Consider the following 16,165-nt stretch of genomic DNA (forward strand, 5'->3'; position numbering starts at 1 on the left):
GGGGCGCGGACCCCGAGTGAGGATGTGCCGTGCGCCATCTCCCCCTGCTCCTGCTGTCGACCTCCGACACCGACCTGCTCAGCGCCCGCGCGTGCGGCCTGCCGTACCGGCTCGGCAACCCCGCCCGGCTCACCGCCGCCGGCCTCCCCGAGCTGCTGGACGGCGTGGAACTGGTCGTCGTCCGCCTGCTCGGCGGGCGGCGGGTCTGGCAGGAGGGCCTGGACGCCCTGCTCGCCGGCCCCCGCCCGGTGGTGGTGCTCGGCGGCGAGCAGGCCCCCGACGCCGAGCTGATGGAGCTGTCCACCGTCCCCGGAGGAGTGTGCGCCGAGGCGCACGCCTACCTCGCGCACGGCGGCCCGGCGAACCTGGCCGAGCTGCACCGCTTCCTGTCCGACACCGTGCTGCTCACCGGCCACGGCTTCGCCCCGCCCGAGGCCACCCCCGCCTGGGGCGTCCTGGAACGCCCGGAGCCCGAACCTCCGGTGGGGCAGGACGCAGGCACGGGCGGGGAGGTGACCGCCGATCCTCCCGTCGAGGGGAGGCGGGAGGCGGCCGGTATCCCGGCCGCGAACGGAGACCAGAGCGCCCCGGTCACGATCGTGGACGGACGGACCGGCGCGCGGCCGGTGGTGGGGGTGTTGTACTACCGCGCCCACCACGTCGCGGGGAACACCGGGTTCGTGCACGCGCTGTGCGACGCCATCGAGGACGCCGGAGGCCGCCCGCTGCCCGTCTACTGCGCCTCGCTGCGCACGGCGGAGCCGGAGCTGCTCCAGGTGCTCGGCGAGGTGGACGCGCTGGTCGTCACCGTGCTCGCCGCCGGAGGGACGCGCCCGGCGACCGCCTCGGCCGGCGGGGACGACGAGGCGTGGGACGTGGGCGCGCTGGCCGGGCTCGACGTGCCGATCCTGCAGGGCCTGTGCCTGACGAGCGGCCGGCGGGCGTGGGAGGAGAGCGACGAGGGCCTCTCCCCGATGGACGCGGCCTCCCAGGTGGCCATCCCCGAGTTCGACGGCCGGATCATCACCGTCCCGTTCTCCTTCAAGGAGGTCGACCAGGACGGGCTGACGGTCTACGTGGCCGACCCCGAGCGCGCCGCCCGCGTCGCCGGGATCGCCGTGCGGCACGCCGTCCTGCGGCACGTGCCCCGCGAGGAGCGGCGGATCGTCGTGATGCTGTCGGCCTACCCGACCAAGCACGCCCGGGTCGGCAACGCGGTCGGCCTGGACACCCCGGCCAGCGTCGTCCGCCTCCTGGCCGCTCTGCGCGCGGACGGGTACGACATCGGCCCCGACGGCGAGGACGGGCTTCCCGGCGTGGCCGACCTGGACGGCGACGCGCTGATCCACGCGCTGATCGCCGCCGGCGGCCAGGACCAGGACTGGCTCACCGAGGAGCAGCTCGCCGGCAACCCGGTGCGGATCTCCGCCGCCCGCTACCGCGCCTGGTACGCGACGCTCCCCGGGGACCTGCGCGCCCGCGTCGAGCGGCACTGGGGCCCGCCGCCCGGCGAGCTGTTCGTCGACCGCTCCCGCGACCCAGGCGGGGAGATCGTGCTGGCGGCGCTGCGCGCGGGCAACGTCGTGGTGATGGTCCAGCCGCCGCGCGGGTTCGGCGAGAACCCGATCGCGATCTACCACGACCCGGACCTGCCGCCGAGCCACCACTACCTGGCCGCCTACCGCTGGCTGCGGGACGAGGAGGGCTTCGGCGCGCACGCCGTCGTGCACGTCGGCAAGCACGGCAATCTGGAGTGGCTGCCCGGCAAGTCGGCCGGGATATCGGCCTCCTGCGGCCCGGACGCCGCGCTCGGCGACCTGCCGCTGATCTACCCGTTCCTGGTGAACGACCCCGGGGAGGGCACCCAGGCCAAGCGCCGCGCCCACGCCACCCTGGTGGACCACCTGGTGCCGCCGATGGCGCGGGCCGACACCTACGGCGACATGGCCCGGCTGGAGCAGTTGCTGGACGAGCACGCGTCGATCGCGGCCATGGACCCGGCCAAGCTGCCCGCGATCCGCGCGCAGATCTGGACGCTCATCCAGGCCGCCCGGCTGGACCACGACCTCGGCGTCGCCGACCGGCCGCACGACGCCGAGTTCGACGACTTCCTGCTGCACGTGGACGGCTGGCTGTGCGAGGTCAAGGACGTGCAGATCCGCGACGGCCTGCACGTGCTGGGCCAGGCACCCAGGGGACGGGCCCGGGTGGACCTGGTGCTGGCGATGCTGCGCGCCCGGCAGATGTGGGCGGGCGACCAGGCGCTGCCGGGCCTGCGCGAGGCGCTTGGCCTGGCCGAGGACGGCACCGCCGGGCGCACGGACACCGACGAGGCCGAGGAGATCGCCGCCGCGCTCGTCGAGGGCATGGAGGCCCGCGACTGGGACCCGGCCGCCGTCCCGGAGGTCTGCGCCGCCGTCTTCGCCGCCCGCCCGGCGCCCGCGACGACCGCCGGCACGGCGGACGGGGCGGCCGACGTCCCGCAGGACTCCCGCGCCGAACCGCCGGCGCTGCCGGAGGACGCCGGACGACCGGAGGCGGGGAAGCCGGAGGCCGAGGCGGCGATGGCCGAGGGGGCGGAGACCGGGAAGCCGGAGGCCGAGGGGGCGGAGACCGGGAAGGACGCGGTCAGAGGGCCGGAGGCCGGACGACCGGAGGCTGGAGGAGCGGAGGCCAGGCAGGTGGCGGTGCCGCCGATGGTGGCGTCGATCCTGGGGTTCGCGGCCACGGAGATCGTGCCGCGGCTGGACAGGACGGGGGACGAGATCGGCGCCGTCCTGCACGCCTTGGACGGCGGGTACGTCCCGGCCGGGCCGAGCGGCTCGCCGCTGCGCGGGCTGGTCAACGTGCTGCCGACCGGCCGGAACTTCTACTCGGTGGACCCCAAGGCGGTGCCGAGCCGCCTGGCCTGGGAGACCGGCCAGGCGATGGCCGCCTCGCTGCTCGCCCGCTACCGGGCCGACACCGGCGACTGGCCGCGCTCGGTGGGCCTGTCGATCTGGGGCACCAGCGCCATGCGGACGGCCGGGGACGACGTGGCCGAGGTGCTCGCCCTGCTGGGCGTCCGCCCGGTGTGGGACGAGGCGTCCCGCAGGGTCACCGGCCTCGCGCCGATCGCGCCCGACGAGCTGGGACGGCCCCGCGTGGACGTCACCGTCCGCATCAGCGGCTTCTTCCGCGACGCCTTCCCGCACGTCGTGGTCATGCTGGACGACGCGGTGCGACTGGTCGCCGCGCTGGAGGAGCCCGAGGAGGTGAACTACGTCCGGGCGCACGCCCAGGCCGACCTCGCCGCGCACGGGGACGAGCGGCGGGCCACCATGCGCGTGTTCGGCTCGCGGCCGGGCGCCTACGGGGCGGGGCTGCTGCCGCTGATCGACAGCCGCGACTGGCGCGACGACGCCGACCTCGCGGAGGTGTACGCGGTGTGGGGCGGCTTCGCCTACGGCAGGGACCTGGACGGCACGCCCGCCCGGGCCGACATGGAGGCCGCCTACCGGCGCATCGCCGTGGCGGCCAAGAACGTCGACACCCGCGAGCACGACATCGCCGACTCCGACGACTACTTCCAGTACCACGGCGGCATGGTCGCCACCGTGCGGGCCCTGACCGGCCGCGCCCCCGCGGCCTACATCGGCGACAGCACGCGGCCTGACGCGGTGCGCACCCGCAGCCTGGCGGAGGAGACGGCGCGCGTCTTCCGCGCCCGGGTGGTGAATCCGCGCTGGGTGGAGGCCATGCGGCGCCACGGCTACAAGGGCGCGTTCGAGCTGGCCGCGACCGTGGACTACCTGTTCGGCTACGACGCGACGACCGGCGTGGTGGCCGACTGGATGTACGACACGCTGGCCGCGACGTACGTGCTGGACCCGGAGAACCGGCGTTTCCTCGCCGAGTCCAACCCGTGGGCGCTGCACGGCATGGCCGAACGCCTGCTGGAGGCCGCGAGCCGCGGCATGTGGGCCCGCCCCGACCCCGCGGTGCTGAACGCCCTGCAGGAGATCTACCTGAAGGTGGAAGGCGACATCGAGGCCGGCGCGGAGGACGGCTGATCGCTCGCCTCGCCCCGATGCGGGTATGGGCCTAGGAGCGAGGCCACCGGGGAGGGCCAGAAGCGAGGCCACCGGGGAGGGGCGGTGTGAGGCGACCATGACGAGGACACCCATCGCCGGATACGCGCTGCTGTCGGACCGGCACTCGGCCGCGCTGGTCGGCACGGGCGGATCGGTGGACTGGCTGTGCCTGCCCCGGTTCGACAGCCCGTCGCTGTTCGCGGCGATGCTCGACGAACGGGCGGGGTCGTGGTCGATCCGCCCGGCCGGCCCGTACGCGGTGACGCGCCGTTACCTGCCGCAGACCATGGTGCTGGAGACGACGTTCGAGACCGCCACCGGCGTCCTGGTGCTCACCGACGCGCTCCTGGTCGGCGAGGACCCCGACGTCCACCGGCTCGGCGCCGACGCCCCGCACGTGCTGGCCCGGTGCGCCACGTGCACGCGGGGGTCGGTCGAGCTGGAGGCCCGCTGCGTGCCGAGGCCGGAGTACGGGCTGGTCATGCCGCTGCTGACGGCCGTGCCCGGCGGTGTGCGCGCCCGGGGCGGGCCCGACCAGGTCGCGCTGTCCACGCCGATCCCGTACTCGGTCATGGCCGAGGAGGCCGCCGGCGCGGCGACGCTGGAGGAGGGCACGACGCTGCGCTTCGCCCTGCACTGGAGCATGGCGTCGGAGCCGCCGCCCGACCTGTGGGACGACCAGCGCATCGCCGCGGGCATGGAGACCACCGTTGCCCGCTGGCGGGAGTGGTCGCGGGCCCACCAGGCCTACGAGGGGCCGTACCGTGAGCTGGTCGCGCACTCCGGCAGGGTGCTGTACGCGCTGTCCTACCAGCCCACCGGCGCGGTGGTGGCGGCGCCGACCACCTCGCTGCCGGAGGCGCCCGGCGGGGAGCGCAACTGGGACTACCGCTACTCGTGGGTGCGGGACGCGAGCTTCACGATGAACGCGCTGTGGGTCGCGGCCTGCCCGGACGAGGCCGACCAGTTCCTCGCCTGCATGACGACCGCCGCCGCGACCTACGAGCCGGCGCGGGCGTTGCAGATCGTCTTCGGCGTCGGCTGCGAGCACGACCTGTCCGAGCGGGAGCTCCCGCATCTGAGCGGATGGCGCGGCAGCCGGCCGGTCCGGGTGGGCAACGACGCGTGGCGGCAGCAGCAGGTCGACGTCTACGGGGAACTGCTGGACGCCGTCCATTGCGTTTCCAGTCAGCTCGGGGACTTCGACCAGCCGGTGCGCGCGTTCCTGACCGCGCTCGCCGACGCGGCGATCGCGCAGTGGCGCGAGCCCGACCACGGCATCTGGGAGATCCGGGGCGAGCGCCGGCACTACCTGCATTCCAAGGCGATGTGCTGGGTCGCGGTCGACCGCGCCATCAGGCTGGCCGGGCGCCTCGGGGCCCGGCACCGCGTCGGCGAGTGGCGGGCGGCGGCCGAGGAGATCAGGGACACCATCCTGCGCGAGGGGTGGAGCCGGAAGGCCGGCGCCTACACCCAGGCGTTCGGCTCCGCCGACCTGGACGCCTCGGTGCTGATGCTGCCGATCATCGGGCTGGTGCCGGCGGACCATCCGCGGATGCTCGCCACCATCGACGCCGTCGCCGAGCGGCTGGTCGACGAGCACGGGCTGGTCTACCGCTATCTGATGGACGACGGGCTGCCGGGGGACGAGGGGGCGTTCCTGCTGTGCACGTTCTGGCTGGCGCAGGCCCAGGCGCTGGCCGGACGGCACGAGGAGGCGCGGGCCGTCTTCGAGCGGGCGGGGACCTACATCAACGATGTCGGGCTGATGGCCGAAGAGGTCTGCCCGCGCACCGGGGAGTTCCTCGGCAACTTTCCTCAGGCCTTCAGTCACATCGGACTGATCAACGCCGCTTGGGCGCTGTCCCAGACCGAGCACGGCGGCCGCTTCGAGCCTGCCTGCCGATAGGGGCCCCTGAGTTCGCGAAGACTCCCACGGTGACGCTCCGCGCACGCGAAGATGACGGGCATGATGCGCCGGGAGACGCCGTGGGGCACATGGGACCCCGCGCCGTTGTCTGAAGTCGTGAACCTCTTCTCCGCCGCGGACGGCCGCTGGTGGATCGCCGGAGGCTACGCCATAGAACTCGCCGTGGGATACGGCTTCCGCGAGCACGGGGACATCGACGTCCTGCTGCTCCGCGACGACCAGCTCGCCGCCCAGCGGATCCTGCCCACCTGGGAGTGGTGGTGCGCCGACCCTCCGGGAGTGCTGCGCCCCTGGAAGCGGGAGGAGATCCTTCCCTCGACGGTGCACGACATCTGGTGCCGTCCCGGGGCCGACGCGCCGTGGCGCATCCAGGTCATGCTGGACGAGTCCGACGGCCCCGAGTGGGTGTCGCGGCGCGACTCCCGGGTGCGCCGCCCCGTGGAGCGGCTGGGGCTGGTGTCGCCGCGGGGCGTCCCCTACCTGCGCCCGGAGATCCAGCTGTTCTACAAGGCCAAACGCCCCCGCGCCAAGGACGAGCAGGACTTCGAGGAGGTCCTGCCGAAGCTGGGCGGCGACGAGCGGCGCTGGCTGGCCCGCACCATCGGCCTGGTGTACGGCGACCACCCGTGGCCTGACCGCCTGCTCGACGGAGAGCCCCGGAACGGCGGCTGACCGCGGGACGGCGGGGCGGCCGAGCGGAGGGCGGACCGGGCGGCCGAGCGGACGGAGGGCAGGGCGGCTGACCGGCGGAGGGCGGGCGGCCGACCGGCCGGTCGAGGGCGTCCAGGTCAGGAGCCGGAGGGGTCGTTGCGGTGGGCGGGGCCGTGCGGGTCGGCGCAGTGCGCCTCGGCTTGGCCGATGGTCAGCAGCTCGGGCGTCGCGTGGTCGACCTGAAGGGTGGTGTGGCCGATGTCGTACTCGTCGCGGACCAGGCGCTCGGCGGCCACCCGCACGGCGTGACAGTCGGCGCCCGGGGCCACCAGGATGTGCGCCGACAGCGCCGCGTACCCGGAGGTGACCTCCCAGATGTGCAGGTCGTGCACCTCCACGACGTGCTCCAGCGCGGCGGTCTTCCTGCCGATCTCCGCCGGGTTCATCCCGGCGGGGGCCGCCTCCATGAAGACCCTGCCGGAGTCGCGGACCAGCCCCCAGCCGGCCTTGAGCATCAGGCCGGCCACCACGAGCGCGGCGAGCGCGTCGGCGCGGTTCCAGCCGGTCAGCCAGATCACCAGTCCGGCGATCGTGGTGGCGACGAACGCGTAGAGGTCGCTGAGGATGTGCTGGAAGGCGCCCTCGACGTTCAGGCTCGTCCGGTTCGCCTTGCTGAGCAGCCACGTCGCGGCGAGGTTGACGGCGATGCCGGCCACGCCGGTGGCGACGACGAAAGCCCCCTGCACGACCGGCGGCGCGATGAGCCGGCCGACGCCCTCGTAGATGAAGTAGGCGCTCAGCAGCAGCAGCGTGATGCCGTTGATCTGGGCTGAGATGATCTCGGCGCGCTTGAGCCCGTAGGTGAACCCGCCCTGCGGGGGACGCTGGGCGATGCGCATGGCCACCAGGGCGAACACGATGGCGATGGCGTCGGTCAGCATGTGCCCGGCGTCCGACACCAGGGCCAGCGAGCGGGCGAGGAAGCCGATGACCACCTCGACGGCCATGAACCCGACGATCAGCGCGAGCGCCCCGGTGAGGTAGCGGCGGTCGGCCTCGGCGGCGACCGCGCCGTGGCCGTGACCGTGACCATGGCCGTGCCCGGCGCGCTCACCCATCGCCCAGCCCTCCTTCGGTGTGCCCGGCGTGGGCGATCGCCAGGTCGAACAGCATGCGCACGTGGGAGTCGGCGAGCTGGTAGTAGGCCATGCGCCCCGACCTGCGCACCTTGACCACCCGCCGCATCCGCAGCAACCGCAGGGCGTGCGAGGCCCCGGACATGCTCTGGCCGGTGGCGGCGGCCAGGTCGCACACGCACATCTCGCCCCCCTCCAGCAGCGCCGCCACCATGCGAAGCCGCCCCGGGTCGGCGAGCAGGCCGAACACCTGGGCCAGGTCTTCGACGGTCTCCTCGGAGGGCAGGGATCGGCGCACCGCGGAGACCCGTTCGGCGTCGACCATCGGCACCGAGCAGCCGTGGGGGTCGATCACGGCGACACTTGAACGATCCTTCATATATTGAAGTGTAGGAGGCTGGACCGGTCGCTGTCGACACCCGGGACCTGGCCGGTGGGCGGCGGAGGCCGCGATCGGACGGACTCCCGCCCACCGGCCCGTCATGGACGTGCCCGGCCGGAACCGGTCACGGGGCGCCTGGTGGCGCGGGGGCTCAAAGGGGGGTGAAGGCGCCGGTGTCGGGCCGGTAGTTCGACACCACGCCGGTCTGGACCTCGTAGAACCAGCCGTGCAGGCGCAGACGCCCGGCGGCCACCCGCCGGGCCACCCGGGGGTAGCGGCGCAGCTTGTCGAGCTGGGCGATCAGGTGGGCCCGCGCGGCGTCCTCGTCGGCGAGCACGGGGGCGTCCCGCCAGCGGTGGGTCTGCAGCAGCCACCACCGCGTGGTCGGCGCCGACCGCAGCGTCCAGGAACGCACCCGGCCCTGGACGGCGCCGCAGCGGGTGTGCCCGCACACGATGACGTCCTGGACGCCGAGGATGTTCACGGCGTACTCGATGGTGGCGGCCTCGGCCGTGAGCCGGCCCAGACGGTAGGGCGGGATGACGTTGCCCGCCGTGCGCAGCTCGAACAGCTCGCCCGGGCGGGCGCCGGTGATCAGGGACGGGATGACCTGCGCGTCGGAGCAGGTGACGAACATGGCCTGCGGCGAGACCCCGTCGCCTGGGCCGGCCGCCTGTTCTCGGCCGCCGCTGACCTTCTGGTGGAACGTGCGGGCATGGTCGATCAACGATTGCATGGGTGTGACTCCTTCGTGCTGATGAGGGCATGGAGCGTCGGCCGGGCGCGCGGTGCGCGGCCCGGTACCGGCGACCGGCGATCAGCAACGGAAGACGGGCAGCCGCGGCCCCGAGGGCCGCGTCCATCGCAGGGCGGAGGCTCCCGCTGCGGGAGCGCCCGCCCGAAACGCCGTCTCGGTGACGGCCTTCGGCCGCTGCGAGGGATGCCCGCCGTGACGGGACGGCGGGAGGGGAGGCTTGACCCAGCCGGCGGCGCAGGGGTTCTCCCACGGTCTGGGACACCCGTCGTGGTCGGCGTCCTCGGGGCCCGGCATGGGAGCGGCCTCGGCCCGCGTCTCCGCGGCCGGGGCCACGATCGGGGTCCCGGTGATCGCGGGCAGGGCGGGCGGGCTCTCGTGGGAGCCCACGCCGGTGACGAGCAGGATGACGGCGGCCGTGGCAAGGAAGAGGTGAACGGCCGCCCGCACCGCCGATCGTCGCTCCGTCAACGCATCGCCCCACTACCTGTAGCATGCAGTCGATTACCGATAGTAGTCGAGGTGTGCTGTCCAGTACATGGGGAGTTTGGCAAAGGTGCTGGTCACGCCATGGAGATGGGAGATCTATGACGCGCGGCGCCTCCACCGCCGGGGTTCGCGCCCCGGCGCCGCCCCGCTCACGGCCTGGGCACCCGCGGGTCATCCGGTGTTGTGCCCCGATTAATCGGGCATCCCTAACGTGACGGCCATGAGAAAAACCATGATCGGGTTGGGCGCCGTCGCGGTGGCGCTGAGCCTTTCCGCCCCCGCCCTCGCCGACGGGCATGACGGCCACGGCGGCCACCAGTCCTACGACGGCGGGTACGGCCGGGCGACGCTCACCGGATGGGCCTCCCTTCCCGCGCAGACCTACGTGCCGGGCAGCGAGCCGTCGGGCGCCCAGCTCGGCACGGATCCGATCAACGGCGTCACCCCGCCGTTCCCGGGCCAGCCCGTGCAGGGCTTCAGCGGCGTCGTCCGCCGCCGCGACGGCAGCTATGACGTGCTGTCCGACAACGGCTACGGCAACAAGGCCAACAGCGGCGACTTCCTGCTGCGCATCCAGCGCGTCAAGCCCGACCTGCGCTCCGGCGTGGTCACGGCCGTGGGCGGGGTGGACCTGAGCGACCCGTTCAAGCGCGTGCCCTTCCCGCTGACCCGCGCCGACCGCAGGCTCACCGGCGCCGACTTCGACGTCGAGTCGATCGTCCGCCGGCCCGACGGCACCTACTGGATCGGCGACGAGTTCGGCCCGTGGCTGCTGCACTTCTCGGCCACCGGCGCGCTGCTGGACAAGCCGGTCGCGCTGCCCGGCGTCCAGGCGCCCGAGAACCCCTACCTCAACGGCGGCACGCCGAACCTGGGCAGCAGCAAGGGCTTCGAGGGCATGGCGAGCGGGCTCGACGGCCGCCATCTGTACCCGATGCTGGAGGGCACCGTCGCCGGCGACCCCGCGGGCACCCTGCGCATCAACGAGTTCGACCTGCGCGACCGCGCCTACACCGGCCGCCGCTGGACCTACAAGCTCGAGGCGCCGGGCAACTCCATCGGTGACATGGTCTCGGTGGACCGCGACCGGTTCCTGATCATCGAGCGCGACAACGAGCAGGGCGACGCGGCCAAGCTCAAGCGCGTCTACCTGGCCGACACGCGCGACCGCGACAAGGACGGCGCCGTGGACAAGACGCAGGTGGCCGACCTGCTCGACCTGGCCAACCCCAAGGGCCTGGGCGGTTTCGGCCCGACGTTCAGGTTCCCGTTCCAGACGATCGAGGACGTCGTGATCCTTGACGACTCGACGATCGCCCTGCTGAACGACAACAACTTCCCCTTCTCCGCGGGCCGCACCCCGGGCAAGCCGGACAACGACGAGTTCATCACCGTGCGGTTGTCGCGTCCTCTGGACGCCGACCCGCGCGCCTACCGCCGCTACTGATCCGGCGCCGGCCGGTACCACCCGGCCGGCATCGCCGGACTCCGCCACCCCGTCGCGCGCCGACACGGGCACGTGGCACGCCGTGCCCCGGCGACCGGACGGTCGCCGGGGCGCGGCGGCTTCGTCAGGCCACCGGCACGGTCGAAGGCGGCGGCCTCATCTCGGGGTCAGGTGGCCGGCGCCGATGACGGCCCGGCTGCCGCGCAGGAACGAGGCGGCGACGGTCGCCGGCCGGTCGAGGTATCCGGCGACCATGGCGCCGTCGCGGATCAGCATCAGGTCGTCGGCGACCTCGCCGGAATTGCCGATGCCGAGCGGGGCGATGAGCTGCTCGAAGGTCGTCTTGTTCCACTGGCGATGCGCGTCGACGGCCTTGCGGACCCGGCTGTCGGGATCGGGGTACTCGGCCGCGGCGTTGATGAAAGGGCAGCCGCGGAAGCCGGGTGCGCAGGCGATGACCCCGACCGCCTCGGAGATCACCCGCAGGGTGGCGTCGACATCGCCGTCGCCCTGTTTGATCGCCGCGCCGATGCCGTCCCGCTCGAGTGCGGCGCGGCGTTCGAGGTAGGCGAGGACGAGGTCGTCCTTGCTCTTGAAGTGGCGGTAGAACGTCACCTTCGTCGTGCCGGCGAGGTCGATGACCTTGTCGACGCTCACCGCACGCAGCCCCTGCGCGTAGAACAGCTCGGTCGCCGCCTCAAGGACGCGCTCACGCATGGGGCTGCTCATGCTCGAGATCATACGCGTCCCTCCTGTTCACCCCTTGCGCCCGACTTCCTCGCGGGGCTACTGTCAGCCTCGGTAGAGTTACTAGTCATTCTACCTACATCCCCGCCGAGAAGAGGCAGACAATGACCACCGTCGCTGATCTGAACGCCGGTCGCACCGCCGTGGCGTTGCGGAACCTGTACCTGGTGCGCTTCGCGTTCGCCGTCATCTGGGCGGTCCTGCTGTTCCTGACCGGGGCCACTCCCGGCCCGGTGCGCGTGGCACTGCTCGTGATCTACCCGCTGTTCGACGTCGCCGCGGCCGTCGTCGACCTGCGCTCCTCGCGGACCGCGCGCCCCGCCGCGGCCCTGTACGTCAACCTGGCCCTCAGCCTGCTCGCCGCCGTCGGCCTGGCCGCCACGGCCGCCTCGGGCGTGCCCGCGGCACTGCGCGTCTGGGGCGCCTGGGCGATCACCGCCGGAATCGTGCAGCTCATCGTGGCCGTCAGCCGCCGCCGGCTCGGCGGCCAATGGGCGATGATCTTCAGCGGGGGGCTCTCCGCGGTCGCCGGGACGGCGTTCGTCCTCCAGGCCGGCACGCCGGCCGCATCGCTGACCAACCTCGCCGGGTACGCGACCGTCGGCGGCGTCTTCTTCCTCATCTCCGCCCTGCGTCTGCGGCGCACCGCGAAGAGCACCCGCGTCCCGGCCACCGCCGAGACCGCCGGTCGCTGACCGCGGTGTACCCCGAACGGCGCGGCCGGGACGCTCATGCCGGAGCGGTCTTCCCCGAACGGCGCGGCCGGGACGCTCAGGCCGGAGCGGTGTTCCCCGTACGACGCGGCCGAGGCGCTCAGGCGGGCGGAGTGGCGGTGACGCGGGTCCACTCGACGCGGGCCGCCGCGGCGTTGCCGCCCGCCGTGCCGGTCACCCAGTGCGCCACCTGCGGGCTATCCCGGCTGTCCTGCACGACCCAGGTCGCCCCGGTGTCGGCGCCGTCGCGCCACAGCCGCGCCACCCCCGCGCTGTCCACCGTCACCCGCCACGTGGAGGGGGCCGCCGCGGTGGCCGAGGAGTAGACCTTCTCCCACACCGCCGACCCCTTGCGCATCGTCCACACCCCGCTCTTCTGGACGGCCAGCATCAGCCGGCGCTGCCCGTTGGCGACCTTGGCGCCCAGGCTGACGCCGTCGCCGGTGGCCGGGTTCAGGGCGCTGTCGTCCTCCACCCGCCCGCGGAACTCCAGGGTGAAGTCGCAGCCGCGCGTCACCTCCAGGCCGAGCGAGGCGCTGGAGGCCCGGCGGGAGGCGCTGCGGAGCAGCAGGTCCCCTCCGGACAGCAGGGCCGTGCCGCCCGCCCCGTCGAGCGTCCAGTCGCCGAAGGCGTCCCAGGTGCTGCCGGCGACGTCGTCGACCACCTCCAGCAGGTCCACCACGGCCTCGGCGGGGGCGGCGACCGTTCCCGAACACCACAGCGCCACCTGCGGCGCCTCGCCGGAGGCGGCGACGACCCACGAGGCCCCGGTCTCGGCGCCGTCGAGCATGAGCGTCGCGGCGCCGTGCGCACCGACGGCCACCCGCCACACATGGGCGGTCGCCGTGTCGCCGGGCGCGGGGTGCACCCGGGTCCACCCGCCTCTGCCCTGGACGAAGGAGTACACGCCGTCCGGCTGGAGCGCCAGCATGAGCCGCATGGTGCCGGTGGCGACCTTCAGCGCCAGGCCGGCGCCCGCCCCGGTGCCCGGATCCAGCCGGGAGTGGGCGGCCACCCTGGCCCCGAGGGTGACGACGAACCCGCCGGACGGGCCGTTGCGCTGGGTGACCCCGGAGAAGCCGGGCGGGCTCCCCGGGGTGGCGTCGGTGAGGCGCAGCCGGCCCGAGGCGTCGACCTCCACCGTGCCGTCGCCGGCCGTCACCGTCCACGCCGACAGATCGCCCCATCCGCCGCCGACCCCGGTGAACGACCGGGAGAGGTCCAGTTCGGCGACCTTGATGGCGATCTGGTTGTGCTCCCAGACCACGAAGAACCGGCCGGGGGCGTACTCGTCGGCGCTCGCGTACACGTCCCAGCCGCGGGCCGCGCCCTCGGTCAGCCGCGCGCCGTCGGCGAACAGCCGGCCCGGACCCCACGGGGCGCCCGGCCGCTTGACCTTGTAGCACAGGACCTCGCGGTACTGGTCGGGCTTGCTCGCGCCCGAGCCGGTGAACGGCCCGGCGAGGGTGTTGTAGATCGTCAGATACCGCCCGCCGGAGTCCTTGGTGAACAGACCCTTGACGTAGTAGTTCGGCAGCGCCGGGTCCAGTCGCATGGCCGACCAGGTCAGGCCGCCGTCGGTGCTGGCCGCCGTCGCGGCGTGGGCGGCGTGGGTGCGGTAGTAGGCGTCGCGGGCGGCGGCGGAGGCGCCCCCGGTGAGGTCGAGGGTGCGGGCCACCAGCACCAGCGTGCCGGGGTTGTCCTGCGAGACGGCGAGCTGCGGTTCCTCGATCGACACGCCGGGCGGGTTGGCGGCCAGGGCTCCGGGCGTCCAGGTGGACAGGTCGGACGAGCGGAGCACCCCCGCCTTGGTGGTGCCGCCGGAGGCCTGCCAGTAGGGGAGCAGCCAGACCCCTTCGTGCTTCAGCGGCTTGCCCGCGACGACCACGCCCCTGCTGTTGGCCGGGACGTTCACGGTGACCGGGAAGTCGGTCCAGGTGCGCCCGGCGTCGGTGCTGCGCCTGGCCGCCATCGCCACCGGGAAGCCGTCCACCTCGCCCGCGCCGTCGCGGTCGGCGGAGACGGTGATCCGGCCGAGCAAGGCGTAAAGCGTGCCGCCGTCGTTCAGGAAGATCACGTAGTGGTAGCGGTGCGTCGCGGTCGCCGCGGCCAGCGTGCGGGTCGTCCAGGTGGCGCCTGCGTCGGCGGAGGTGGCGCACATGATCGACCCCTGGTCGGTCGGCGCGGGGTCGCGGTCGTCGCGCGCCCCGGCACGCCAGCCCACCACCAGCCGGCGCGCGTCGAGCGCGGCGATGTCCGGCACGCGGTTGCCCTCGTGCGCCAGCTCTCCCCGCGCGTCCAGCTCGACCGTGCGGTAGACGGTCACGGGGGTGCCGACGGCGGCTCCGACGACGTCGGCCTGCGGCCAGGTGCGGACGCGGTCCGGGGTGGGGCTCATGGTCGAAGCGAACACGAGCGGGGCCCGCGCGCGCAGCCGATCCTCCGTCCCTTCACCCGGTGTTCATCCCGGGCGCCGCGGCGGCCCGGCGCCCGGTGACCCGCGTACGCCTCGCCGCCCGGACAGGGGAGCCTGTACGGCGAATGGGCGGCGCCGCGCCGCCGGCCTCCGGCCGGTGCGCGCCGCCGCCCAGGGCAGTCGCCGTTACCCTCGATCGCCGCCGAGGTGTCCGGTCAGGTGCTGGTGCAGGTCAGCGTCGGGCTGCCCGGCGAGCCTTGCGCCACGTATCCGAAGGTCGTGGAGGCGTTGGCTCCGAGGCTGCCGTTGTAGTTGGCGTTCTTCACCGTGATGTTCGACCCGCTCACGGTGTAGGTGCCGCTCCACAGGCTGTTGATGGTCGTGCCGCTCTGCAGCGCCCAGTTGACCGTCCAGCTGTTGATCGCGCTGGAGCCGGAGTTGCGCACGGTCACCTCGGCCTGGTAGCCGCCGTTCCAGGTGCTGGTGGTGTGGAAGCTCGCGGCGCAGCCGCCGGGGCCGCTGCTCGGCGTCGGCGTCGGGGTCGGGGTCGGGGTGGGCTTCGGCGTGGGGGTCGGCGTCGGCGTCTGGTTGCCGGTCGGGGTGGGAGTCGGGGTCGGGGTCGGGTCGCCGCCGCCACCCTCGCCGACGCCGGTCACCTGGCCGTTGCCGCCGTCGAAGACGACGTCGGAGCAGTTGTAGAAGGTCTCCTGGCTGTCGGACCGCTGCCACACCGAGTAGATGATGTGCCGGCCGCTCTTGCCGGACGGGAGCGTCGCGTTCCAGTAGTAGTAGGAGTCGGCGTTACCCGGGCTGCCGACGCTCGGCGGGTCCTGGGCGGTGTAGAACGGGGTGCTCTCCAGGTCGCTCCAGGCAAGCGCGCGGGTGGGGCTCCAGCTGTCCTTGGTGATGTAGGTGCGGAACGACCCGGGGTGCGCGGCCCACTTGTTGTACCGGAACTGGATGTTCGCCCCGGAGGTCAGGTGGGTCACCGGCCAGTCGTTGCGGGCCAGGTCGAAGCCGCTGAAGTTGTACACGACGGCGCCGCCGCTGCACAGCTTGCCGTCCGGGATGAAGCCGGAGGTGCGGCCGCCGCCGTCCGAGCGCAGCACGGCGAACCAGTTGTAGATCGAGTTGGTGCCGCTCTGGGCTATCGCGGCGGCGCAGGCGGGGTTGTGCGGGGTGACGGCGCCGGTGGTGCCGACGCTGTCCTTCCAGCAGAGGTAGGTGCGGCTGCCGGGGATCATCATCGCGCCGTGGGCCGATGCCGACCCGGGCAGCAATGCGACCAACATGAGGGTCGCGATCGCGGCGGCGGCGCCGGCGATCGAGATCTTACGTCGCTTTCTCATGAAACACCTTTCGAGGGGTTACGACGTAGGTCCTCGGCGCAGCCGGGACGTCCATCGCGGCAGCGCGTCCGGCACGCT

At 73.6% G+C, this 16,165-nt stretch carries 12 protein-coding genes; 5 read left to right on the forward strand and 7 right to left on the reverse strand.

Features of this window, described 5'->3' with window-relative positions; genetic code table 11:
• Nucleotides 1-29 precede the first annotated feature (29 nt).
• The 3 genes from ABZU32_RS10565 (at nt 30) to ABZU32_RS10575 (ending at nt 6,675) form a co-directional block, all read left to right on the forward strand.
• A complete protein-coding gene (locus tag ABZU32_RS10565) occupies nt 30-4,052 on the forward strand; it encodes a cobaltochelatase subunit CobN (RefSeq protein WP_354919969.1) in 4,023 nt (1,340 codons plus the stop codon).
• Nucleotides 4,053-4,149: 97 nt separating this feature from the next.
• Nucleotides 4,150-5,982, forward strand: a complete 1,833-nt coding sequence (locus tag ABZU32_RS10570; RefSeq protein ID WP_354919972.1) for a glycoside hydrolase family 15 protein — start codon at nt 4,150-4,152, stop codon at nt 5,980-5,982.
• A gap of 117 nt (nt 5,983-6,099) precedes the next feature.
• A complete protein-coding gene (locus ABZU32_RS10575; RefSeq protein ID WP_354841159.1) occupies nt 6,100-6,675 on the forward strand; it encodes an amino acid transporter in 576 nt (191 codons plus the stop codon).
• A 116-nt stretch (nt 6,676-6,791) separates the two neighbouring features.
• On the opposite strand, the gene ABZU32_RS10580 is transcribed toward ABZU32_RS10575, so the two are convergent.
• The 4 genes from ABZU32_RS10580 to ABZU32_RS10595 form a co-directional block, all read right to left on the reverse strand.
• Complete coding sequence (locus ABZU32_RS10580) at nt 6,792-7,772, reverse strand: cation diffusion facilitator family transporter (RefSeq protein ID WP_354919975.1); 981 nt, start codon at nt 7,770-7,772, stop codon at nt 6,792-6,794.
• Nucleotides 7,765-8,169 carry a metalloregulator ArsR/SmtB family transcription factor gene (locus ABZU32_RS10585; protein ID WP_354919978.1) on the reverse strand — a complete coding sequence of 135 codons (405 nt, stop codon included), beginning with the start codon at nt 8,167-8,169 and terminating at the stop codon, nt 7,765-7,767. The genes ABZU32_RS10580 and ABZU32_RS10585 overlap by 8 nt, the downstream gene beginning before the upstream one ends.
• Before the next feature lie 154 nt (nt 8,170-8,323).
• Nucleotides 8,324-8,908, reverse strand: a complete 585-nt coding sequence (locus ABZU32_RS10590) for a carbonic anhydrase (RefSeq protein ID WP_354841168.1) — start codon at nt 8,906-8,908, stop codon at nt 8,324-8,326.
• Nucleotides 8,909-8,989: 81 nt separating this feature from the next.
• Nucleotides 8,990-9,397: a hypothetical protein gene (locus ABZU32_RS10595; RefSeq protein ID WP_354919981.1), complete on the reverse strand. Its 408-nt coding sequence runs from the start codon at nt 9,395-9,397 to the stop codon at nt 8,990-8,992.
• Nucleotides 9,398-9,635: 238 nt separating this feature from the next.
• Between ABZU32_RS10595 and ABZU32_RS10600 the strand changes: the two genes are divergently transcribed.
• Nucleotides 9,636-10,862 carry an esterase-like activity of phytase family protein gene (locus ABZU32_RS10600; RefSeq protein ID WP_354919983.1) on the forward strand — a complete coding sequence of 409 codons (1,227 nt, stop codon included), beginning with the start codon at nt 9,636-9,638 and terminating at the stop codon, nt 10,860-10,862.
• Between the two features lie 156 nt (nt 10,863-11,018).
• Here ABZU32_RS10600 and ABZU32_RS10605 read toward each other — a convergent pair whose 3' ends face one another.
• Nucleotides 11,019-11,591 (reverse strand): TetR/AcrR family transcriptional regulator, encoded by a 573-nt coding sequence (locus ABZU32_RS10605; RefSeq protein WP_354919986.1) that lies wholly within the window; start codon nt 11,589-11,591, stop codon nt 11,019-11,021.
• A gap of 122 nt (nt 11,592-11,713) precedes the next feature.
• Here ABZU32_RS10605 and ABZU32_RS10610 point away from each other — a divergent pair, with 122 nt between their 5' ends.
• A complete protein-coding gene (locus ABZU32_RS10610) occupies nt 11,714-12,304 on the forward strand; it encodes a hypothetical protein (protein WP_354919989.1) in 591 nt (196 codons plus the stop codon).
• A gap of 118 nt (nt 12,305-12,422) precedes the next feature.
• On the opposite strand, the gene ABZU32_RS10615 is transcribed toward ABZU32_RS10610, so the two are convergent.
• The gene (locus ABZU32_RS10615; RefSeq protein ID WP_354919992.1) at nt 12,423-14,720 is read right to left on the reverse strand and encodes a sialidase family protein; all 2,298 of its coding nucleotides are present in this window, start codon (nt 14,718-14,720) and stop codon (nt 12,423-12,425) included.
• Between the two features lie 233 nt (nt 14,721-14,953).
• Nucleotides 14,954-16,087: a lytic polysaccharide monooxygenase gene (locus ABZU32_RS10620; protein WP_354919995.1), complete on the reverse strand. Its 1,134-nt coding sequence runs from the start codon at nt 16,085-16,087 to the stop codon at nt 14,954-14,956.
• Between the last annotated feature and the right edge of the window lie 78 nt (nt 16,088-16,165).

The sequence above is a fragment of the Sphaerisporangium sp. NPDC005288 genome (assembly GCF_040607475.1).
GTDB lineage: Bacteria > Actinomycetota > Actinomycetes > Streptosporangiales > Streptosporangiaceae > Sphaerisporangium > Sphaerisporangium rhizosphaerae.